The 21,284-nt window shown below is 68.2% G+C and carries 22 protein-coding genes and 2 pseudogenes; 22 read left to right on the forward strand and 2 right to left on the reverse strand.

The window, feature by feature from the left end:
- Nucleotides 1–27 precede the first annotated feature (27 nt).
- From BMX32_RS01320 to BMX32_RS01340, 6 genes and pseudogenes are all read left to right on the forward strand, one after another.
- Complete coding sequence (locus BMX32_RS01320; protein WP_089974021.1) at nt 28–225, forward strand: cold-shock protein; 198 nt, start codon at nt 28–30, stop codon at nt 223–225.
- Nucleotides 226–509: 284 nt separating this feature from the next.
- Complete coding sequence (locus BMX32_RS01325) at nt 510–1,886, forward strand: hypothetical protein (protein WP_089974022.1); 1,377 nt, start codon at nt 510–512, stop codon at nt 1,884–1,886.
- 142 nt (nt 1,887–2,028) lie between these two features.
- A pseudogene (locus tag BMX32_RS01330) lies at nt 2,029–2,217 on the forward strand (cold-shock protein); the annotation flags it as partial.
- Between the two features lie 288 nt (nt 2,218–2,505).
- A pseudogene (locus BMX32_RS18845) lies at nt 2,506–2,706 on the forward strand (cold-shock protein); the annotation flags it as partial.
- Between the two features lie 55 nt (nt 2,707–2,761).
- Nucleotides 2,762–2,950 carry a hypothetical protein gene (locus BMX32_RS18375; protein ID WP_139206650.1) on the forward strand — a complete coding sequence of 63 codons (189 nt, stop codon included), beginning with the start codon at nt 2,762–2,764 and terminating at the stop codon, nt 2,948–2,950.
- Nucleotides 2,951–3,139: 189 nt separating this feature from the next.
- The gene (locus tag BMX32_RS01340) at nt 3,140–3,352 is read left to right on the forward strand and encodes a cold-shock protein (protein ID WP_343123851.1); all 213 of its coding nucleotides are present in this window, start codon (nt 3,140–3,142) and stop codon (nt 3,350–3,352) included.
- Between the two features lie 58 nt (nt 3,353–3,410).
- On the opposite strand, the gene BMX32_RS18985 is transcribed toward BMX32_RS01340, so the two are convergent.
- On the reverse strand, nt 3,411–3,539 hold the full coding sequence (locus BMX32_RS18985; RefSeq protein ID WP_280140803.1) for a hypothetical protein: 129 nt from the start codon (nt 3,537–3,539) through the stop codon (nt 3,411–3,413).
- A 427-nt stretch (nt 3,540–3,966) separates the two neighbouring features.
- On the opposite strand from BMX32_RS18985, the gene BMX32_RS01345 reads away from it, so the two are divergent.
- From BMX32_RS01345 to BMX32_RS01420, 16 genes are all read left to right on the forward strand, one after another.
- Complete coding sequence (locus BMX32_RS01345; protein ID WP_089974025.1) at nt 3,967–4,236, forward strand: acyl carrier protein; 270 nt, start codon at nt 3,967–3,969, stop codon at nt 4,234–4,236.
- Between the two features lie 9 nt (nt 4,237–4,245).
- Entirely contained in the window at nt 4,246–5,034 is a 789-nt protein-coding gene (locus BMX32_RS01350; RefSeq protein WP_089974026.1) for a glycosyltransferase family 2 protein, read from the forward strand.
- Between the two features lie 11 nt (nt 5,035–5,045).
- On the forward strand, nt 5,046–6,308 hold the full coding sequence (locus BMX32_RS01355) for a beta-ketoacyl-ACP synthase (protein WP_089974027.1): 1,263 nt from the start codon (nt 5,046–5,048) through the stop codon (nt 6,306–6,308).
- Nucleotides 6,308–7,534 carry a beta-ketoacyl-[acyl-carrier-protein] synthase family protein gene (locus BMX32_RS01360; RefSeq protein WP_089974028.1) on the forward strand — a complete coding sequence of 409 codons (1,227 nt, stop codon included), beginning with the start codon at nt 6,308–6,310 and terminating at the stop codon, nt 7,532–7,534. The genes BMX32_RS01355 and BMX32_RS01360 overlap by 1 nt, the downstream gene beginning before the upstream one ends.
- A complete protein-coding gene (locus BMX32_RS01365) occupies nt 7,531–8,256 on the forward strand; it encodes a beta-ketoacyl synthase chain length factor (RefSeq protein WP_089974029.1) in 726 nt (241 codons plus the stop codon). Before BMX32_RS01360 ends, BMX32_RS01365 begins: the two co-directional genes overlap by 4 nt.
- The gene (locus BMX32_RS01370) at nt 8,232–9,020 is read left to right on the forward strand and encodes a lysophospholipid acyltransferase family protein (RefSeq protein ID WP_089976801.1); all 789 of its coding nucleotides are present in this window, start codon (nt 8,232–8,234) and stop codon (nt 9,018–9,020) included. The genes BMX32_RS01365 and BMX32_RS01370 overlap by 25 nt, the downstream gene beginning before the upstream one ends.
- A complete protein-coding gene (locus BMX32_RS01375) occupies nt 9,017–9,286 on the forward strand; it encodes a phosphopantetheine-binding protein (protein ID WP_089974030.1) in 270 nt (89 codons plus the stop codon). The genes BMX32_RS01370 and BMX32_RS01375 overlap by 4 nt, the downstream gene beginning before the upstream one ends.
- Nucleotides 9,274–10,446, forward strand: coding sequence for an ApeI family dehydratase (locus BMX32_RS18850; RefSeq protein WP_244511363.1), 1,173 nt, complete (start codon nt 9,274–9,276; stop codon nt 10,444–10,446). The genes BMX32_RS01375 and BMX32_RS18850 overlap by 13 nt, the downstream gene beginning before the upstream one ends.
- Nucleotides 10,439–11,392, forward strand: coding sequence for an LpxL/LpxP family acyltransferase (locus BMX32_RS01385; RefSeq protein ID WP_089974031.1), 954 nt, complete (start codon nt 10,439–10,441; stop codon nt 11,390–11,392). The genes BMX32_RS18850 and BMX32_RS01385 overlap by 8 nt, the downstream gene beginning before the upstream one ends.
- Entirely contained in the window at nt 11,382–11,843 is a 462-nt protein-coding gene (locus tag BMX32_RS01390; protein ID WP_089974032.1) for an acyl-CoA thioesterase, read from the forward strand. Before BMX32_RS01385 ends, BMX32_RS01390 begins: the two co-directional genes overlap by 11 nt.
- The gene (locus BMX32_RS01395) at nt 11,840–12,562 is read left to right on the forward strand and encodes a class I SAM-dependent methyltransferase (protein ID WP_089974033.1); all 723 of its coding nucleotides are present in this window, start codon (nt 11,840–11,842) and stop codon (nt 12,560–12,562) included. The genes BMX32_RS01390 and BMX32_RS01395 overlap by 4 nt, the downstream gene beginning before the upstream one ends.
- Entirely contained in the window at nt 12,559–13,737 is a 1,179-nt protein-coding gene (locus BMX32_RS01400; protein WP_089974034.1) for a beta-ketoacyl-ACP synthase, read from the forward strand. Before BMX32_RS01395 ends, BMX32_RS01400 begins: the two co-directional genes overlap by 4 nt.
- Nucleotides 13,734–14,207, forward strand: a complete 474-nt coding sequence (locus tag BMX32_RS01405) for a hotdog family protein (protein ID WP_089974035.1) — start codon at nt 13,734–13,736, stop codon at nt 14,205–14,207. The genes BMX32_RS01400 and BMX32_RS01405 overlap by 4 nt, the downstream gene beginning before the upstream one ends.
- The gene (gene fabG / locus BMX32_RS01410; RefSeq protein ID WP_089974036.1) at nt 14,204–14,932 is read left to right on the forward strand and encodes a 3-oxoacyl-ACP reductase FabG; all 729 of its coding nucleotides are present in this window, start codon (nt 14,204–14,206) and stop codon (nt 14,930–14,932) included. Before BMX32_RS01405 ends, fabG begins: the two co-directional genes overlap by 4 nt.
- Before the next feature lie 29 nt (nt 14,933–14,961).
- Nucleotides 14,962–17,064, forward strand: a complete 2,103-nt coding sequence (yccS, locus tag BMX32_RS01415) for a YccS family putative transporter (RefSeq protein ID WP_089974037.1) — start codon at nt 14,962–14,964, stop codon at nt 17,062–17,064.
- Between the two features lie 94 nt (nt 17,065–17,158).
- A complete protein-coding gene (locus BMX32_RS01420; protein ID WP_089974038.1) occupies nt 17,159–18,316 on the forward strand; it encodes an isovaleryl-CoA dehydrogenase in 1,158 nt (385 codons plus the stop codon).
- A gap of 46 nt (nt 18,317–18,362) precedes the next feature.
- Here BMX32_RS01420 and BMX32_RS01425 read toward each other — a convergent pair whose 3' ends face one another.
- Entirely contained in the window at nt 18,363–21,212 is a 2,850-nt protein-coding gene (locus BMX32_RS01425) for a S8 family serine peptidase (protein WP_089974039.1), read from the reverse strand.
- Between the last annotated feature and the right edge of the window lie 72 nt (nt 21,213–21,284).

Below are 21,284 nucleotides of genomic sequence, written 5' to 3' on the forward strand. Positions count from 1 at the left end.
CTGCAACGGTTGGCCAGGGAGAGTGACATGCAAGGATACGTAAAATTTTATAACCTTGAAAAAGGCTTCGGCTTCATCACCCCCGATGATGGCGGACCCAATGTCTTCGCTCATTACAGCGCGATCGTCGGCGCGTTTAAGGAACTCAGTGAAGGTCAACGGGTGGAATTCGATCTCGTGGGAGGCTCGGACAAGCCGCGAGCCAGCAACATCAACCCTATCTGAATTACTGAGGCCGCGTCCCCGATATCCGCTCTGGACAGCGTCATGGTGGAGGCAGCCGCGACATCGCGCCCGAACGTTCACCGCGAAGAAGCCGCCGGAGCGATCCGGCGGCTTCTTTGCTCCTGGACGGCAGGCGCCGACAGCGCACGGCACCCATCGGGTCATGCCGAAAAATGCTATCGGCACCTACGACGTTCTGCGGATGGCCATGACTGCGCCACCTGCGTAGAGTCGTCCCGAGCCGATGCGGAGTTCGTCGGCGTGCGCAGATCAGGGATGAGGCCATGAATCGCAGACACACGCACGACGGAGAGCACCACCGCGCCGGACCCCTGACACCGTCGAAACTCGACGGGGAGTTCGGCGTTGGCGGCGTGCTGCGAATGAAGGGCGATCGCGCGTGGGCGGCGAACGCCTCTCGCCCCGCCGTTGGCCCCGACGGCAGCCTGTACGTCGCGTACTGGGGTTTTTACGAGGAAACGGGTGCGCTCGCGCGATGGGCCGTCGTCAAATCCCGCCCCGGCGGCGCCCCCGATGAGTCATTCGGACCCTCCGGGGATGGCTTCAGCTTTGGGCCAGCGACGGATCCGCGCGAGCCGACGCGTCTCTGTGTCCTGCCGGACGGCCAGGTACTGATCGCGCTCCATCTGAAGCCACGGGGCGAGAACAGGAATTTCGCCAGTCTATCGATGATGTCGCGGGAGGGCGCCTTCGAATCGGCCTTTGGCGAGCAGGGCATCCTCGTTCCGCAGCTCGGCGAAGGCTTCGTGCCGATTTATGGAATCGATCTCTTTCTGCACACGCAGAACGCCATCTACGTGTCGGGACGCGCCCAGAACGCCATGCAGGAAACACGAGGGTTCGCCGTGCGCCTCGTACGGCAGGGCCCTGACGATACCTTCCGGCAGGATCCGTCGTTCAACGGCGACCTTGGGTACATGCTCATGCCGTTCCATGTCGGAGATCGCTCTCACGGCGGCGAGCAGATGTTCGGGTGGCCGATCGACGGCGATCGTTTTCTGCTGGCCGGAAGCACGCAGAGCCAGGTCGAGGTGCGTCGTTACGTGCCGGGCGACAACGGCGACATGGTGCTGGACCCGACCTTCGGCAAAAACGGGACCTACGTGGTGCCCAACGATGCGAACCCCAGCGACGCCGCGGATCTGCTGGTGGGAATCGCCGAGACGAACTCCCGCTATGTCCTCGCAGGGCGCAGACGCGACGACCTCGGCTTCGTCGTCGGCATCACGAAAGACGGTTATCCGGACATCACGTTCGCGAGGGGCGCGCCCGCTCTCACCCCGTCCTGGGCGGGTGGCTGTTTCTACACGGACGCCGGGATCGACAAGGACGGCCATGTCGTCGTGACGGGCGAACCGACGGGAGCCAACATGCGTGCAGGCTTCCTTGCCGCCCGGTACCTCGGCGATGGTGAACTCGATCCGAGTTTTGGCGACCGCGGTTTCGCGTGGGACCCGATCACGCATACCGTCCGTTCATCGGGCGTCGTCGTGCAGGGGGATCGCGATGTAGTGATGACAGGACTCACCGGAACGACGGGCGGCTATGACCTGGAAGTCATCTTCGGCCGCTTTCGTTTCCCCCGAACCGGGTCCACCGAGCGGTCGGCGGATGCCGAAGTTGGGTCGGCATACCGATAGCCGCCGGAACGCTTCGCCTGCCGCACATGAAGTTCTTCCGGCCCGACCAGGGATCGACAACGAGGTCGTCTCGGCGGCCCAAGCACGAAACACGACGATGGCATGGAGCCATCGCGAATCGACCAAGGGAGTGGAGCGCGACATGAAAGGTACGGTGAAGTGGTTCAATTCGGCGAAGGGATTCGGATTCATCACCCCCGAGGATGGCACGAAGGACGTCTTCGTCCACTTCAGTGCCATCGAGGCATCGGGCTTCAAGTCCCTGGAGGAGCACGACGAGGTTTCGTTCGACAAGGTGCAGGCGCCGAAAGGGCCGCAGGCCGTGAACGTCAGGAAGCTCGGGCACGCCACTGGCACGCCGATGCACGGCGACGACCACGAAGGCCTGCGCAAACGGCAACGTTGATCGCAAGCCGCTGACCCGAAGGAAAATCCGGGCCGCTCACCTACGACAAGTGGCCGAGCCGGCCGGGACGACCGCGCGCAGGAATCGGCATACGCTGGAAACGGCGGCGACGGGCGCCGCCGTTGGCACGACCATCCAGCGGAGCGACATGTCATGAACGAGGCAGACACGCGGCACGCGAAGCACCGCGCTTCAGAGCGCACGATCGTCTCTATCGGCGGTCACGGCAAGGTCAAGTGGTTCAACGAACCCAAGGGCTTCGGATTCATCTGCCAGGACGTCGGCGAAGATCTCTTCGTGCATTATCAAGACATCGACGTCAAAGGATTCAGGACGCTCAAGCAAGGGCAGCGCGTGAAATTCGACGTCGCAAAAGGCGAAAAAGGCCTTTCCGCCACGAACGTCGTCCCGGTAGAACCTGTTGCCGACGGCCAGCGGAACCCATCGGGCAGCCCCAGGGAGAAACGCCATGAGCAGTCATCGGCATGAGTCGCCACGGAACGACGGGGCATCGCGCATGCCCGCCGACGCACGCCGGCTGATGCCGGGCGATCGCGTGGCGTTCGATCTCTTCGAGGGCGACGACGGTCCACCGTATGCGCTGAACGTGACGCTGATCGACGCGACGGATGCGACGCCCCGCACCGACGAGTCTTAAGCGGAATCGGAAGGGACCGCGGGATCGCGCTGATCCGTCATCGGCTTCGCGTATCCCCGCCTACGACGCATGGCCGAGCGCGTGCGATAGGCCGATACGGCATGACCGACATACGCTGTATGCGGCGGCAGGCAGATGTCGTCACAGGCTGCACCACATCAAGGAGTGGATACGGTCATGAGCGAGACGCTGCATAAAAAGCACAGCGGGAAGGTCAAGTGGTTCAACGACCAGAAGGGATTCGGCTTCATTACCCGCGACGTCGACAAGGAAGATTTCTTCGTGCACTTCAGGCACATCGTGGGAACCGGCCATCGCACGCTGCTGGACGGCCAGAAGGTGACTTTCAGGGGCGTGCGAGGTCCGAAGGGACTGGCCGCCGAGGAAGTGACCGCGGCCTGACGCGAGGCCCCGCGGCAACCGGCCACCCGTCCGCGAGGGCGGGTGGCCGTCTCCGCCGTCAGCGCGCCTGCGCGACGAGCTGCGCGGTCGCGGTGGACGGCGCCACCACCATGGCCCCGAAGGTCAGCGCGCAGGTCAGCACGGCCGCGGCGAAGAAGGTCTTCAGCAGGAGGGTTTCGAATTTCATGGTCGGTGTCCTTTCTCGATGGAGGGAGTGGCTTTCGCGGGAGATGTCGCAAGAGCCGTGCCAACCCGGGAAACATCGCGCAGACCGCATTCCTCCATCTTCCCCTGGCCCCCGACCGTCGCAACGACGGTGTCCGCGGACGTTGTGTCCGGGGCGGCCGGACAGCATCGGCCGCCCCGGGACCGCCTTCACGTGAGAATTTTCGCAAGTCCGATTGTCACGGATTGCGATCTGCTACACTTTGCCGGCCCCAACGATCTTGTAAGGCTTTGCCTGCACGAGGCTTTTGGGACAGGGGATGCCACCGGCCGGTGGCGACAACCAATGTATTTCGATCACCTTCGTCGCCTCGGTGGTGGCGCGGTCGCTTTCGCCCAAGGGCGCTGGCGTGCAGCGCGATCCGGGGATGAAATGGACTTACCGAGCTATGAGCGCGATCCCAGCTGACACCTTCACCTCCGACGACGTCCTCGTGCGCCTGCGCTCCGTGCTGCATGAAACGTTCGAAATCGACCCGGCCCGGGTCGTTCCGGAAGCGAACCTCTTCACCGACCTCGAACTCGACAGCATCGACGCGATCGATCTCGCGATCCAGGTCCAGGACATGACCGGCACCCGGATCAAGCCCGAGGATTTCAAGAGCGTGCGTACGGTCGGCGACGTCGTCGCCACCGTGCAGGCGCTCGTCGCGCGCTGAGCGACACCGATGTCGGGCAGCACCGGACCGCTCGTCGACGCGGCGCGAGGTTTCGCGCCGTGCGCCGTCATTCCGATCTACAACCACGGCCGCACCATCGCGGCCACCGCGAACGCCCTCGCCGCCCATGGCCTGCCGGTCATCATCGTCGACGACGGCTCCAACGCCGAAACGCGCACGATCCTCGACGCGCTCGTCGCGGGACGCGACGATCTGCGCCTGATTCGCCTGCCGCATAACGGCGGCAAGGGCGCGGCGCTGACCGCCGGCTTCCTCGCGGCCCACGACGCGGGGCACTCGCACGTGCTGCAGATCGACGCCGACGGCCAGCACGACACCGCGGACGTACCGCGCTTCCTCGCGGAAAGCGCGAACGCGCCGGATGCGATGATCTGCGGCCGCCCGGTCTACGACGACTCCGTACCGAAGGCCCGGCTCTACGGCCGCTACGTCACGCACGCCTGCGTCTGGCTCGAAACGCTTTCGTTCGACATCGACGATTCGATGTGTGGGTATCGGCTCTATCCGCTCGCCGCGACGCGCGCCGAGATCGCCCGCAAGCCGCTGCCCGCACGCATGGATTTCGACACGGAGATCGCGGTGCGCCTGCACTGGCGCGGCGTGCCGGTCCGCAACGTACCGACGCGCGTGACCTACCCGGAAGACGGCCTTTCGCACTTTCGCATGTGGCGCGACAACGTGCGCATCAGCGCGATGCACACGCGCCTCATCCTTGGCATGCTCCCGCGTGCGCCGCGCCTCGTCATGCGCCGGCTGGCACGCGCGGGCAAACGATGAACCCGCACACGATGAACGCACAGCAGCACAGCACGACGGGACGCGCGCCGAAACGCGTCGTCGTCACCGGATTCGGCGGCATCACCCCGCTCGGTCACGACTGGCCTACCATCGCGGCGCGACTCCGCGCGGGGCGTAACGCCATTCGCCGCATGGGCGAGTGGGATTACTTCGACAAGCTCAACGGCCGCCTCGGCGCGCCCGTGGACGACTTCGTGCAGCCCGCTCACTGGTCGCGCAAGCACGTGCGTTCGATGGGCCGCGTGGCGCAGCTCGCGGTGGCGGCCAGCGAACGCGCGCTGACCGACGCCGGCCTTCTCGGCGACGCCCGGATCACCGATGGCCGCATGGGCGTCGCGTACGGATCCTCGGGCGGCAGCATCGAGCCTGCGCGCACCGTCGGACGGATGCTCGAGACCGGCTCCATGCAGGGCGTCACCGCGACCAGTTACATCCAGATGATGGCGCATACGACGGCCGTGAACGTCGGCGTGTTCTTCGGCCTGAAGGGCCGCGTCGTCACCACGTCCAGCGCGTGTACGTCCGGCAGCCAGGCCATCGGTTATGGCTACGAAGCGATCCAGCAGGGCAAGCAATCGCTGATGCTCTGCGGCGGTGCCGAGGAACTCTCCGGCCCCGGTGCCGCCGTGTTCGACACGCTGTTCGCCACCAGCACGCGCAACGACGAAGCCGGCCTCACCCCGCGTCCGTTCGACGCGCGTCGCGACGGGCTCGTCGTCGGCGAGGGTGCGACGACGCTCGTGCTCGAGGAATACGAGCACGCCGTGGCGCGCGGCGCGCGCATCTACGCCGAGATCGTCGGCTTCGGCACCAACTCCGACGGCGCGCACATCACGCAGCCCACCCGGGAGACCATGGCCGCCGCCATGCGCATGGCGCTCGACGACGCCGGCCTCGACGCCTCGGCGATCGGCTACGTGAGCGCGCACGGCACGGCCACCGACCGCGGAGACGTCGCGGAAAGCCACGCCACCGCGGACGTTCTCGGCGGCCGCGTTCCGATCAGCTCCATGAAGAGCTACGTCGGCCACACGCTGGGCGCGTGTGGCGCGCTCGAATCCTGGTGGGCGATCGAGATGATGCGCTCGGGCTGGTTCGCGCCCACGATCAACCTCGACACCCCGGATCCGGAGTGCGCCGCGCTCGATTACATCGCCGGCGAAGGACGCGAGATCCGCACCGGGCACGTCATGAACAACAACTTCGCGTTCGGCGGCATCAATACGTCGCTGATCTTCCGGGCGCACCCCTGATGCGGCGAGTGGTGGTCACGGGCATGGGCGCGGTCTCGTGCCTCGGCGCGGGGCGCGCGGCGCTCTTCGACGGCCTGCGCGCCGGGCGCGCGGGCTTTCGCGCGATGGACGACTTCGGCGCGCTCGGCATGCGCTGCCGGGTCGCCGCGCCAGCGGACGTCTCCACGCTGGATCCGCCCCCGCGCAAATTGCGCCGTTACCTCCCGCAGGCGGCCGAGCACGCCTGGCACGCCACGCGCGAGGCCCTGGACGAAGCGGGACTCGACGACGCCCGCATCCGCGAGCGCGACGTCGGCATCGTCATGGGCGGCGCGGCGGCACTCAGCGAATACGAGGCGGGCCTCGACGTCTTCCACGCCAAGGGCATCTCGCGCCTGTCGCCCTTCATCGTGCCGCGAAGCATGGGCAGCGCCGTCTCCGCGACCCTCACCCAGGCCTTCGGTTTCGGCGGCCGCGGTTTCACGGTGGGCTCCGCGTGCACCAGCGCCACGCACGCGATCGGCCAGGCGATGGAACTGATCCAGCTCGGCCGGCAGGAAATCGTCGTCTGCGGCGGCGCCGAGGAACTGCACGACAAGGCCGCCATGTGCTTCGACGTGATGAACGCGCTGTCGACGACGAGCGTCGCCGGCGAACGCGTGTCCACGCCGTACGCGGCGGATCGCGACGGCATCCTTCTCGGCGGCGGCGCGGGCGTGCTCGTGCTCGAATCGCTCGATCATGCGCTCGCCCGCGGTGCCACGATCCTGGCCGAGATGGCGGGTTACGGCGCGGCATCCGATCCCGACGGGATGATCAGCCCCGCCGCCGACGGCATGGCCGAGGCGATGCACCAGGCGATCGACCTCGCCGGCACCCTGCCCGGCTACGTGAACACCCATGCGTGCGCCACCGTCGCCGGCGATCTCGCCGAGTGGCAGGCGCTACGTCGCGTCTTCGGCGATCGTGGGCATCCGGTGCCCCCCATGTCGTCGATCAAGGGGCTGATCGGCCATGCGCCGGCCGCGGCCGGGGCGTTCGACGCCATCGCGTCGATCGGCATGATGGAGCACGCGGTGCTGCTCGGCGCGGCGCTTCCGCGCGCACGCGACGCCGCGTTCGACGACGCGCCGCTCATCGACGGCGAACTCGACGTGCGCGTCGACGCGGTGCTCTCGAACAATTTCGGGTTCGGCGGCAGCTGCGCGGCGCTGATGATCCGCCGCTACCACGGGTACGACGCATGATCGACCTGAGCATCCAAGCGTGGCGAGCCTGGGCGCCGGGCGTGGACTCCGCGGCGGACTGGGCAACATGGGCAGCGACACCGCACGCGATCGTCGACGCCGGCGAGCAGCCGGGCTGCGAGTTCGTGCCGCCGATGCAGCGCCGGCGCCTCAGCCGCATGGCGCGGATCGTGATGCATGCCGCGTGGCCGCTGTGCGCCGACGACGAGCAGCTACCGTTCGTGTTCGCGTCACGCCACGGCGAGACCACGCGCACCTTCGCGATGCTCGACGAGATCGGCCGCGGCGCGCCGTTGTCGCCGACGCAGTTCGGCCTTTCCGTGCACAACGCCATCGCGGGCCAGTGGTCGATCCTCCGGGGGCAGCGTGGCGAGTCGGTCGCCATCGCCGGTGAGGCCGACACCTTCGAACACGCGATCGTGGAAGCGGCGACCCTGCTCGACGAAGGCGCGCCAGCGGTGATCGCCGTCGTCGCCGAGGAGCGCCCCGCACCCGCCTACGACGGGTGGATCGACGACGTGCCGTTCTCGTATACCCTCGCCCTGCGGTTGTCGCGCGCCAACGGCGGCCCCGGCTGGCGCCTGTCGCTGGACGAGAACAACGGCGACGCGGCTCCCGTCGACATGCCGCATGCGCTGCGCTTCGTGCGAGCCCTGCACGATGGCGCCTCCCTCGACCACCCGTGGAAGACACGACGATGGACCTGGCAGCCGATAGCGTGACCCGTCGCCGCGACGCCTGGGCGTGGCGCTTCCTGTGCACGGCGCTCAGCTTCGCGCTGTTCGGCGTCGGTGGCGTGCTGCTTCGCGTGCTGATCCTGCCTGTCGTGCTCCACTGGCCCGGTCCGGCCACCGTGCGCCGGCGCCGCGCGCGACGCACCGTCGGGCGGGCCTTCTGGCTGCACTCCCAATTCATGTATCGCACGGGCGTGATTCGCTACCGTTTCGAAGGGCTCGAGCGCCTCGGGCGTCCCGGCCAGCTGATCGTCGCGAACCACCCGTCGCTGATCGACGTGGTATTCCTGCTCGGCCACGTGCCCGATGCGAACTGCATCGTGAAGCACAGCCTCTGGAAGAATCCCTGCATGCGCGGCCCCGTCCGGGTCGCGGAATACATCAGCAACGACGGCAGCGCCGACATGCTGGAACGCGCCGCCGACGTGCTTCGCGAGGGCCAGACGCTCATCGTGTTTCCCGAAGGCACCCGGACGACGCCGGGACAGCCGCCGGTCTTCCATCGCGGCGCCTCCGCCATCGCCGTACGCGGCGCGACGGTCGTCACGCCGGTCTTCATCACAGTGCGCCCGACGACGCTCACGAAGGCGGAGCCCTGGTATCGGATCCCGCACCGCCGCGTGGACATGCACCTTCGGGTCGGCGACGACATCGTCGTCGCAGCCTTCAGCGAAAGCACGCCCGCGCCGATAGCGTCGCGACGTCTGAACGAACATCTCCACGCCCTCTACGCCAGGGAACTGCAGGCATGAACGACCTGGAACGCGACATCGCCCAACTCATCGTCGACACGCTGGCCCTCGAGCACCTGACCGCCGACGACATCGCCGTCGATCAGCCGCTCTTCGGGCAGGGGCTGGGCCTCGACTCCGTCGACGCGCTCGAGCTGGCGCTGGCCCTGCAGAACCGCTACGGCCTGCGCGTCGCGGCGGATTCGAAGAGCGCGCGCGAGCACTTCGCGACCGTGCGCAGCCTCGCGCTCTACGTGCGTGCGGAAGTCGACGCATGCGCAAGCTGAGCAGCGCCATCCTCGTGGTGATCGGGGTCCTGTACCCGTTCATCGTCTACTTCGGCATGGACCACGTGTCCACGCCGCTGTTCGGCCTGATCCTCGGCGCGCTCTGGCTCGTTCGCGCGCCGGCGCTGCTGCGCCAGCCGGGCGGCCGCTGGATGCTGGCGATCACGCTCGTCTACTGCGCGGTCCTCGGCTTCGGCGGCGAAGACAAGCTGCTGCGCTGGTATCCCAGCCTGATCTGCGCGCTCCTGCTCGGCGCCTTCGGCCTCAGCCTGAAGTTCGGGCCGCCAATGATCGAGCGTATCGCTCGCGTCACGGAACCCGATCTTCCGCCCGTCGCCGTGCGCTACACGCGCCGCGTCACGTGGGTCTGGGTGGCGTTCTTCGCCCTCAACGGCACCGCCTCCGCGCTGCTCGCCGCCTGGGGCCCGCTGTCGTGGTGGACCTTCTACAACGGCATCCTCGCCTACTCGGTGATGGCAGCGCTCTTCGTCGGCGAGTGGCTGTTCCGCCAGCGGCTGCGCCGTCGGATCAACAAGGCACCGATGGATGGCGCCGCCACACGCCTGCTTTCGCACCCCTGGGTCGCGGACGCGGCGGGCGGCTACGCCGGCAAGCTCGGTCCCGGCATGGTCGTGGCGCTGTCGCCATCCGGCCGGCATGCGTTGCTCCGCCATGGCCGCGCAGGCCTGATCAACGAACTCGGCCAGCACGCGGCGGGCGACGATGCGCTGTCGACCCCGCTGGTCTGGCGCTTCGTGGAGGCGCTTCCCGAAAGCGTCGCCGTCGACGCGCTGCTCAAGGCGCCGCTGCCGGTGGCGGCCACGCTGCTGGACGAACGGCGCGACGGCGACGGCTGGCTGCTCGACCTCGCTCTGCCGCTCGACCTCGCGTGCTTCGCCGAGCATTTCCCCACCGCGCCGGTGCTTCCCGGCGTATTGCAGATCGAATGGGTGCTCTCCTACGCGGCGACCCGCCTCGGAACGCCGACGGCGTGCCGTGCGATCGACGCCCTGAAGTTCCAGCGCCTGCTGCGTCCCGGCGACCGCGTGCAGCTGGCGCTTCGCCACGACGCCGCGCGTGGCCGCCTGCACTTCGCCTGGCGTGTCGGCGACGACGCCGTCTCGTCGGGCTACCTCCAGCTGGCGGCGACGCATGCCTGAGTCGACGGCGCCACGGCACTGGGCGGCGCGCAAGGAGCGCGGCAGTTTCATCGGCATCAAGCTCACGGCCATCGCCGTGCGCGTGCTGGGGCGGCGCGCCGTCGCCCCCGTGATCCGCCTGATCGTGCTGTATTTCTTCGCCACGGGGCGCGATGCGCGTCGACACGTCCACGAATATCAGCAACGGCTCGCGTCGTGGAGCGGCAGGACGGACCTTTTCCCACATGCCCGTTCCGTGTTCGCGCAGTACCTCGCCTTCGGCGAGTGCATGCTCGACCGCTTCGACGTGTGGCGCGGCAAGCTGCGCCTGTCGTCGATCGACATGGACGACCCGGACGGCGTGCGGAACGCGCTGGTATCGGGAGGCCGCGGGCAGTTGCTGGTGTGCACGCACCTGGGCAACCTCGACGTCTGCCGTGCCATGGCCGAGGTCGGCGAAGGCGTCGCGCTCAACGTGCTGATGCACCTGCCCGACGCGGCGCACTTCAATCGTCTGCTCGGCGAATCCGGCGACCGCCGGTTGCGCCTCATGCACGTGGGCGACCTCGACACCTCGGCCATGCTCGACCTGTCGCAGCGGCTGGAGCGCGGGGAATGGATCGCCATCGCCGGCGACCGTGTGCCGGAGCACGGCGGACGGACGGTCGATGCCGACTTCCTCGGCGCGCCCGCGCCCTTCCCGCAAGGGCCCTGGCTGATGGCCGCGATGCTCCGCTGCCCGGTCAACGTCGTCTGCTGCCTCAGGCATGCGGGACGCTACCGCATCCACCTGCGCCGCTTCGACGACGCGGCCGGATGGGAGCGCGGCAAACGCGACGCCATCGTGCCGGCGATCGTCGCGCGCTACGCCGCGTGGCTCGGCGAGCGTTGCCTCGACGCGCCCCTCCAGTGGTTCAATTTTCATGCGTACTGGCACGGTACGAACGGAGCTTCCGATGCGCGCTAAGGGTGTGCACGCCACCGCGATCGACGTCACGGTCCCGTTCTTCGACGTGGACTCGATGGAGGTCGTCTGGCACGGCCATTACGTGAAGTACCTCGAGATCGCGCGCTGCGCGCTGCTCGACGAACTCGGCCATAACTACACGCGGATGAAGGACACCGGCTTCGTCTGGCCCATCATCGACATCCAGCTCCGCTACGCCCGCGCGGCCCGTTTCGGGCAGGCGCTCGTCGTACGCGCGGAGCTGATCGAGTGGGAAAACCGGCTGAAGATCCACTACACCGTCAGCGATGCCGCCACCGGCGAGCGCCTGACGCGCGCCAGCACGATCCAGGTGGCCGTACGCCTCGCCGACGGCGAGATGCAGCTGGTGTCGCCCTCCGTGTTCGTTACCGACATCGAGCGAGGCCTCGCTCGCCTCGCCCTCCTCCGCTCCCCTGGAACGCCGCCATGAAGTACGCCAGCGCAACCTATGTCGAGGAAACCCGCATCGGGTTCGTCTTCCTGCGCACCCACACCTGGCAGCACCACGTCCTGCGCGTGGCCATCAACGACCTCAAGCGCCTGACCGGCGAGCCGCTGCCCCGTGGCGGCACGCTGCTCGACGTCGGCTGCGGTCAGGGCCGTTCGTTCCGTCTTCTGCGCGATGCGTTTTCGCCGTCGCGCGTCATCGGCCTGGACGCCGATCCCGAAAGCATCGCGATCTCGCGCGCCGAGGCGGATCGCGAAGGCATCGACGCGACGATGATACTGGGCGACTGCGCGCGCATCGACCTGCCCGACGCGAGTGTCGACGTGCTGTTCTGCCACCAGACGTTCCACCACCTGGTGGAACAGGAGCGCGCGCTCGACGAGTTCTGGCGCGTGCTGAAGCCCGGCGGCCTGCTGCTGTTCGCAGAGTCGACCAAGGCTTACATCGACACCTGGGTGATCCGCTGGTTCTTCCGTCATCCCATGCACGTGCAGAAGACCGCCGACGAATACCTCGCCATGCTGCGCCGCCGGGGCTTCGTCTTCGCCGACGCGAACGTTTCGCTGCCCTACCTCTGGTGGAGCCGGTCGAAGGATTTCGGGCTGCTGGAGCGCTGGGGCATCAAGGCGCCGCCCCCGCCGGGCAAGCGCGACGAGACCCTCGTGAACGTCGCGGCACGCAAGCCGCTCGCCGACGCATGATCGCGTACCTCAACGCGCTCGGGCTCGCGTGCTCGCTGGGCGTCGGCAAGGCCGACGTCGCCGAGGCCCTGTTCGGCGCATCGCCCGACGGCCTCCGCGAGCTCGATGGCTGGGTCCCGGGACGCAGGCTGCCGCTCGGCAGCGTGGACGCGGCGCTGCCCGACATGCCCGGGCACCTCGTGCATCGGGACACCCGCAACAATCGCCTGCTGATGCTCGCGGCGCGTGAGATCGAAGACGACATCCGTGCGGCCATCGGGCGCTTCGGCGCGGCGCGCATCGGTGTCGTCGTCGGCACCAGCACCACCGGAATCGAGGAAGCGACCCACGGCATCGCCGCGCGCGGCGTCACGGGTGCGTGGCCCGAAGCCTATCGCTACGCCGACCAGGAGCTCGGCGCGCCCGCCGCGTTCCTCTCGGAATGGCTCGGCATCGCCGGGCCGTCGTACGGTATCTCCACCGCGTGCACGTCCGGCGCACGCGCGCTGCTCACCGCGCGGAGGCTCCTGCGCCTGGGCCTCTGCGACGCCGTGCTCTGCGGCGGCGCCGACACGCTCTGCCGCCTGGCGACGAACGGTTTCCATGCGCTCGAAGCCATCGCGCCCGAGCGCTGTCTGCCGTTCTCGCGTGCTCGTGGCGGCATCAACATCGGCGAGGCCGCCGCGTTGTTCCTCATGACGCGCGACGCCGCGCCCGTGGCCTTCCTCGGTGGCGGCGCGAGTTCCGACGCGTACCATATGTCGTCGCCCGAACCCGACGGACGGGGAGCCACCGAAGCGATGCGCCTCGCGCTCGCGGCGGCGGGCATCGACGCCGGAGACATCGACTACGTGAACCTGCATGGCACCGCCACCGAACACAACGACGCCATGGAAAGCCATGCCGTTGCGGCCACGTTCGCCCGACCCGTCCCGTGCTCGTCCACGAAGGCGCTGACCGGCCACACCCTGGGCGCGGCCGGCGCGCTCGAAGCGGCGTTCTGCTGGCTGGCGCTGAACGATGCCGGACGACGGCTCCCGCCGCACGTATGGGATGGCGTGGCCGACCCGACGCTGCCGCCGCTGGCGTTCACGCGCGCCGGCGACACGCTGGCTCCGGGACGCCGGCACCTGATGAGCAACTCCTTCGCGTTCGGCGGCAACAACGCGAGCCTCGTGCTGGCGGGGGACGCATGACGCTCTGGCCCATCGATCAGCTGCTCCCGCACGCGGGCCGCATGATCCTCCTCGATCGCGTCGTCGCATGGGATGCCGAGCGCATCGTCGTCGAACGCGCGGTGCGCGCCGGCGACGCGTTCGTCGACGCCGGCGGCCTGCCCGCCTGGGCGGGGGTGGAACTGATGGCGCAGGCCATCGCCGCATGGAACGGTTGCCAGGTGCTCGCCGCCGGCGGCGACGTCCGTCCGGGATTCCTCCTCGGCACGCGCTCCTACCGCGCCGACGTCGACACGTTTCCTCCGGGCACCCGCCTCACCATCGAAGCCGTGCGCCAGTTCCACGACGACGACGGCATGGGCGCCTTCGCCTGCCGCATCGACGCGCCCGGCATGCATGCCGAGGCACGCCTCACCGTCTTCAGCCCACCGGATCCGACGCCCTTCCTCGATCCGCGTCATCCACTCGATTCCCGGGGTACCCCACCATGACCGACACCGTTCTCGTCACCGGCTCCAGCCGTGGCATCGGCCGCGCCATCGCGCTGAACCTCGCCGACGCCGGTTACGACCTCGTGCTGCATTGCCGTTCACGGCGGGACGAGGCCGAAGCGGTGCAGCAAGCCATCGCCGCGAAGGGTCGCGCGGCGCGCGTGCTGCAGTTCGACGTCGCCGACCGTGCGGCTACGGCCGCCGCGCTGGAAGCCGATGTCGCCGCCCATGGCGCGTACTACGGCGTCGTCTGCAATGCCGGCCTCACCCGCGACGGCGCGTTTCCGGGCCTCACCGCCGACGACTGGGACCAGGTGCTCCGCACGAACCTCGACGGCTTCTACAACGTGCTGCACCCGCTCGCGATGCCGATGATCCGGCGCCGCGCCGCGGGTCGCATCGTCTGCATCACGTCGGTCTCGGGCCTGATCGGCAACCGCGGCCAGGTGAATTACAGCGCGTCGAAGGCCGGCGTCATCGGCGCGGCGAAAGCCCTGGCCGTCGAACTGGCGAAGCGCAGGATCACCGTGAACTGCGTCGCCCCGGGCCTCATCGATACCGACATGCTCGATCCCGACGTTCCCGTCGAGCAGATCCTGAAGGTCATCCCGATGGAACGCACCGGCACGCCCGAGGACGTCGCCGCGGCCGTGCGCTTCCTCATGAGCCCGGAAGCCGGCTACATCACGCGACAGGTGCTGGCGGTGAACGGCGGCCTCTGCTGACCGTTACGCGCTGCGGTTAAGCTGCACCGATGCCGTCCCTGCGCACGCTCGTCCAATCCGACCGCTTCGCCGATGTCGTGCGCGTGTGCCTCGCGCTCGGCGGCATCGTCGTGTGGTGCGCGGCGAGGGGAACGGGCCAGGCGCTCGTGCCCGCGCTACTGGGTGCGATCGCGTGCGCCCTCGCCGAAACGGAAGACGCGTGGTGGGGCCGCCTCCGTGGACTCGTCGTCACGCTGATCTGCTTCGCCGCCGCCGCGGTCGTGGTGAAGGCGTCGATCGACACGCCGCCGCTGTTCGCCGTGGTGCTCGCGACGGGCACTTTCGTACTCGTGATGCTCGGCGCGGCCAGCGGACGCTACGCGACCATCGCCACGGCGACGCTGATTCTCTCCTTGTACACGATGATCGCGTCGGACGCCGTGAGGCCCGCGTCGCCGGACTGGCGCGACACCGAAGCACTGCTGTGCGGTGCGGCGTGGTACGGCCTGCTCTCGCTGCTCTGGAGCGCGCTCGCACCGCAGCGCGCCGTGCGCCATGCACTCGCACGCCTGTTCACGTCGCTCGCCGCCCTGATGGAAGCGCGCGCCGCGCTGTTCGAACCGGTGCGCGGGATCGATCGCGACGCGCTCGCGATCGCGTTCTCGCGCCATCATCGCGACACCGTGGACGCACTGGCGGCGGCACGTGTCGCGCTGCTCGACCGGATCGGACGCCGCCAGCCGCGCGGGCGATCGGCGGCGCGACTGGCGATGTTCTTCGTGGCGCAGGACATCCACGAACGCGTGAGTTCCTCGCATCATCCCTACGACGAACTCGCCGACGCGCTCTACCACAGCGACGTGATGTTCCGTTTCGGCCTCCTGCTCCGCCAGCAGGCGGTCGCATGCCGCGCGCGCGCCGATGCCATCCGGAACGGCAGACCACTCGCACCCATCGCCCCGCCTCGCGGCGCGCTCGACGACGTGCGCGACGCGATCGCCTGGGAGCGTCGCCACCGCGACCCGAACCCGGCACTCGACGATGCGCTGAGCGCGCTCCTCGCGAACATGGCCGCGCTGCAGGATGCCATCGGCAACGAGGGAAGCCTGAGCGCGGAGGCCGACAATGCCCTGCAGGACAACGAGCCGGATTCCTTGCGCGAGGCGTTCGCGCGCATCCGCGTGCGCCTGAACCGCCGGTCCATGCACTTCCGCCATGCGGTGCGGCTCGCCACCGGCATGCTCGGCGGCTACGTGCTCATGCAGCTGCTACATCCCAGCCATGGCTACTGGATCCTTCTGACCACCCTATTCGTCTGCCAGCCGGGCTATGGGGCCACGCGCCGTCGCACCGTGCAGCGGATCGCCGGAACCGTCGTCGGCCTCGTCGCCGGATGGGCGATGCTCCGCCTGCTGCCCGGCGGCGACTGGCGACTGCCCGCGATCGTCGCCTCGGGCGCCGCGTTCTTCGCGTTCCGTCTGCGCCGGTACGCGCAGGCGACCGCGGTCATCACGCTGTTCGTGGTGCTTTGCTTCGATCTCGTCGGTGCCGGCTACGAGGCCATCGGCCCACGGCTACTGGATACCCTGCTCGGGGCCTTCGTCGCCGTCGTGGTGATCCGGTTCGTGCTACCCGACTGGCGCGTCCGTCGACTCGACGAGATCGTGGCGGACGCGCTGCTCGCGTATGCGCGCTACCTGCAGGCGATCGCGGCCCAGTACGCGACCGGCAAGCGGGACGACCTTCCGTATCGCATCGCGCGGCGCGACGCGCATGCGGCGCAGGCGGCCGTCGCAGGCAACGTGACCGAACTGCTGGCCGAACCGGGCCATCCGCCGGCACGCGGCGAACAGGCGCTGCGCCTGGTCTCCGCCCTGCAGGCCGGCCTGTCCCATCTGTCGACCCTGGGCTCCCATCGGCAGGCATTGCCGGCGGACGACGCGCGCCTCGCCCTTGGGCAGGCGACCGACCTGGCTCACCGGTTCGACGCCCTCGCGGAGCACGTCCGCGCCGGGACCGCCGAGCGTCTCATCGGCACCCTGCGCGATCCGTTCGACGACGGCGAGACATCCGACGCGCTCCGGCTCGTACGCGGCCAGTACCGCCTGCTGGCCGCGGTGCACGACCGCATCGCGGCCCTGCCGCCCATCTAGGGACGCCCCGGATTGCTGCGTCGCGCCGTGGCTTGACGGTGTCCGCACGCTACGATGGGTAGCTTTTTCAACGCTTACCCCCGGAGTTGCTTGCATGCGCCCGTTTTCCCTCGGTGAAGACCTCGACCTCCTGCGCGAAAGCGTCCACGCCTTCGCCGAGAAGGAAATCGCGCCGCGCGCCGACCGCATCGACCGCGAAAACGTGTTTCCGGAAGACCTCTGGCGCAAGTTCGGCGAGATGGGGCTGCTGGGTGTCACCATCCCCGAGGAATACGGCGGCTCCGGCCTCGGCTTCCTCGCGCACATGGTCGCCATGGAAGAGATCTCGCGCGCGTCGGCCTCGGTCGGCCTGTCGTACGGCGCGCATTCCAATCTGTGCGTGCAGAACATCTACCACAACGGCAACGACGCACAGCGCCGGAAGTACCTCCCGAAACTCGCCAGCGGCGAGTGGGTGGGCGCGCTCGCGATGAGCGAGCCCGGGGCCGGCTCCGACGTCGTCGGCTCGATGAGCTGCCACGCCGAGCAGAAGGGCGACGTCTGGGTCGCCAACGGCACCAAGATGTGGATCACCAACGGCCCCGACGCCGACGTGCTGCTGGTCTACATGCGCACCGCGCCTCGCCCGGCCGGCAGTCGCTGCATGACCGCCTTCATCGTCGAAAAAGGCATGAAGGGTTTCTCCACGGCCCAGAAGCTCGACAAGCTCGGCATGCGCGGCTCGAACACCTGCGAGCTGGTCTTCGACAACTGCGAGATCCCGGCGGAAAACATCGTCGGCGAGGTGAACGAAGGCGTGCGCGTGCTCATGGGTGGCCTCGATACCGAGCGCCTCGTGCTCTCGGGCGGCCCGATCGGCATCATGCAGTCGGCGATGGACCTCGTGCTTCCCTACGTGCGCGAGCGCAAACAGTTTAATGCGCCGATCGGCACGTTCGGCATGATGCAGGCCAAGGTCGCCGACATGTACACCGCGCTGCAGTCGTCGCGCGGTTTCGCCTACATGGTGGCGCAGCAGTTCGACAATGGCGTGAAGTCGCGCATCGATCCGGCCGCCTGCCTGCTCAACGCGTCGACGAACGCCGTGAAGGTCGCGCTGGAAGCGATTCAGGCGCTCGGCGGCAACGGCTACATCAACGAGTTCCCGGCGGGCCGCCTGCTACGCGACGCGAAGCTCTACGAGATCGGTGCCGGCACCAATGAAATCCGCCGCATGCTGATCGGCCGCGAGCTGTTCCACGGCAAGTCGTAAGGCGAAAGCATCGAAAGAAAAAGGGCCCCGAGGGGCCCTTTTTCGTTTACCACGTCATCCGGAACGTCGCACTCGCCGAGCGCGAGTGATCCCGATCGGCGAAGCGCTGATCGACATCGACGCCGATCTGCGTACGCTCGCTCATGTCCCAGCCGAGGGTCATGCCCGCCACGCCAGCGCGGCGCGAGAGGCCGATGCCGTCGACCGGCGCCCACTGCGCGATGCCGTTGTAGCGCGCTGAGAACACCTCGCCCTTCGTGGCGAAGGCATTCTGCCAGCCCAGCTTGGCGTCGAGGTGCAGCTTGCCGACGTTGGTCAGCCACGAGGCCCCCGCGCGAAGGCCGAAACCGGCCTGCCAGCGCGACGTCGTCTGGCCGTTGGCACTGAGGCCGAAGCCCTGGCCGCCGAGTTCCTGGAAGCCGTCGCGACGGATGCTGGCGTATTCCACGTTAGCGAACGGCGTGAGCGAGAACGCGCCCGCGGTCGTGCGATAGCCGACTTCACCGTAAGCGGCGTTGTAATGCCCCGTGTTGTCGCCGCCGGCGAACGACGCCTGGTCGCCGAATCGCAGCAGGCGCTGCGTGGTACCACGGAACGTGCCGAAGCCGAGACGACCGACGCCGTACCAGTTGGCGCCGCGCGAACCCGCGTAGAGCATGCTTTCCGTCGAGCGGCTGCGCTGGCGATCGAAATTCCCCGACAGCTGCCCGTTGCTCTGCATCTGCGCGAACGCGACGCCCGCGAAACCGTTGGCGCCGATGCGGATATCGTTACCCGCCAGCCCGCCGGCGAGGTTGAAACCGACGCTGCCGAAGCCGGAGCGGCTGAGACCACCCTGCCCGTTCAGCGACTGCATCCACGCACCGCCAGCCCCGTCCTTGTCCAGGTGCCCGATCAGGGCGTCGTTGCCGGCCTCGATACCCGCCAGCGTCACTGCGGTGCTCGCTGCGTAGAGCTGGCCCGAGAGCGATTCGAGCGATGCCTGCGCCACCTTCGTGTCAGCCGACTGCTGGATGCCGCCGGCGGCGAGCAGCGTGCCCGTCGCGAACGACGAACCATTGTTCGTGGGATCGGCGAGGCTGCGCTCGATCTGCTGGAACGCGCCGTCCAGTCGCTGCGCGGACGACTGCGCGGCGGCGGACTGGCTCATCGAATTGCTGGCGACCTGGGTCACGCTGAGGGTGGAGGTGTCGATCCAGACTTCGGACGGCAGGTACTGCAACGTGGCATTGAGGAACACGCCGGCTGCGAGCGTCGTCGAAGTGAACTTGCCCGAGATCGACTGTGCCGTCAGAACCTGCTGGTGTGTCGTGGGTACATAGCCCGGGATCGCGCCGGCGACATAGAAGTTGCCGGCAAGCTGCGCGGTACCGCTGACGATGAGCGGCGCACCGAGCAGTTGCGACAGTCGGCCGGTTGGCGTCTGCAGATAGTTACCCGTGATGTGCGTCGATGTCTCGGTCGTCTGCAGGATGGACGATACGCTTGTGTCGCCGCCGATGTCGCCGTGCACGATCGCGCGCGCCGAGCTACCGACGGACAAGGCGCCAGGGATGCCGTGCATCGTCTCGAGGGTGAGACTCGAGCTCACGGAGGTGAGGCCGGTATAGGTGTTCGTACCGCTCAGTGTCAGTTTCGAATCGCCGTACACGCTGAGCCCGCCGGCACCGGAGATGTCGTTCGCGAACTCGCCGTTACGACCGTAGAAGCTCGCTTCGAACAGGCCCCAGTCGAGCTTCGCCGGACCACGGATCGCGCGACCCACGTTGAGGCGCCCGTAGCCGTAGACTGCATCCGGGCCAGGATCGCCGAGATCGTCCGCCGTTCCGAGCAACACGGTCCTTACGCCGTTGAGGCTGAGACCCGGGAACGCCTGTGCCACGACCGCAGCGGCACCCGATACCTGCGGCGCGGCGAACGACGTGCCGGCACCATAGACATGCGAGATCTTGTCGGCGGTCGCATCGGGCGCGGTCACGATAATGGTGCCCGGGGCGGCCAGGCAGTAGTTCTTCGCCACGCCGCAACGATTCGAATACGACGCGATCTGACTCGTGTTGTCGCTGTCGAGCGCGACCACGGTGAGCCAGCCTTGCTCGAGGTTCGACACGAGGCTCGGCAGTTTGGCGATCGTCGAAGGATCTGATTTTCCTTCGTTACCCGCCGCGAAGACGAAGAGCGAGTAACCGAACCGGGCGGCGAGATACGCGTCGCCGAAAGTGTCGCTCGTATCCTTGTCAGTTTCGTCCCAGTAGATGCCGCCCCACGAGTTGTTGATGATCGTGGCGCCGGCGGCGCGCAGCTTGTCGTTCACGTCGCCGAGCGGATCTGACGAGGTGACCTTGTTGCCCTTGCCGGAACCGTCGTCCTTCGGTTCCTTGTCCGCGATGATGCGCGCCGAGACCAGGTTGGCATCGGGTGCCACGCCGCCCACGAAGTTGCCGACCGGTCGCCCCGCCGCGACCTCCGCGACGAACGTGCCGTGACCGAGCACGTCGCCCACGGCGAGATTGTTCGCGGCGGGATCGACGTAATTGAATTGGGGGCCGACGCGGCCGGCAAGCGCCGGGTTGTTCGCGTTGATGCCCGAATCGGCGATACCGATCGTGACGCCCTTGCCCGTGAACCCGGCATCGTGCGCCGGCTTCACGTTGGTCGCGACGATCTGCACGTCCACCGGCGGCTGCTTGATCGAGGCGCCGGTCGAAGGCGTCTTCGGGATGTTGAAGTTGGTATTGGCGTCGCTGGGGAGGTTGTTCGACGGGACGGAGCCCCCCGGAATGTTCGAACTGCGGATACCGCTACCACCACCGCCGCCACCGCAGGCGGTCAGTCCGACGCTCACGCAGATGGCAAGCGCGAGTTCGCGCCGACGCGGCAATTGCACCGTATTCATTTTGTTCCCCTGGTCCCGACATCAATGTCCGTGCCCGCGGTCCGTGGGCACACCCTGTGGCCGATGGTGCCA

Origin of the sequence: Luteibacter sp. UNCMF331Sha3.1, assembly GCF_900109915.1 — a bacterium.
Classification (GTDB): Bacteria; Pseudomonadota; Gammaproteobacteria; order Xanthomonadales; family Rhodanobacteraceae; genus Luteibacter.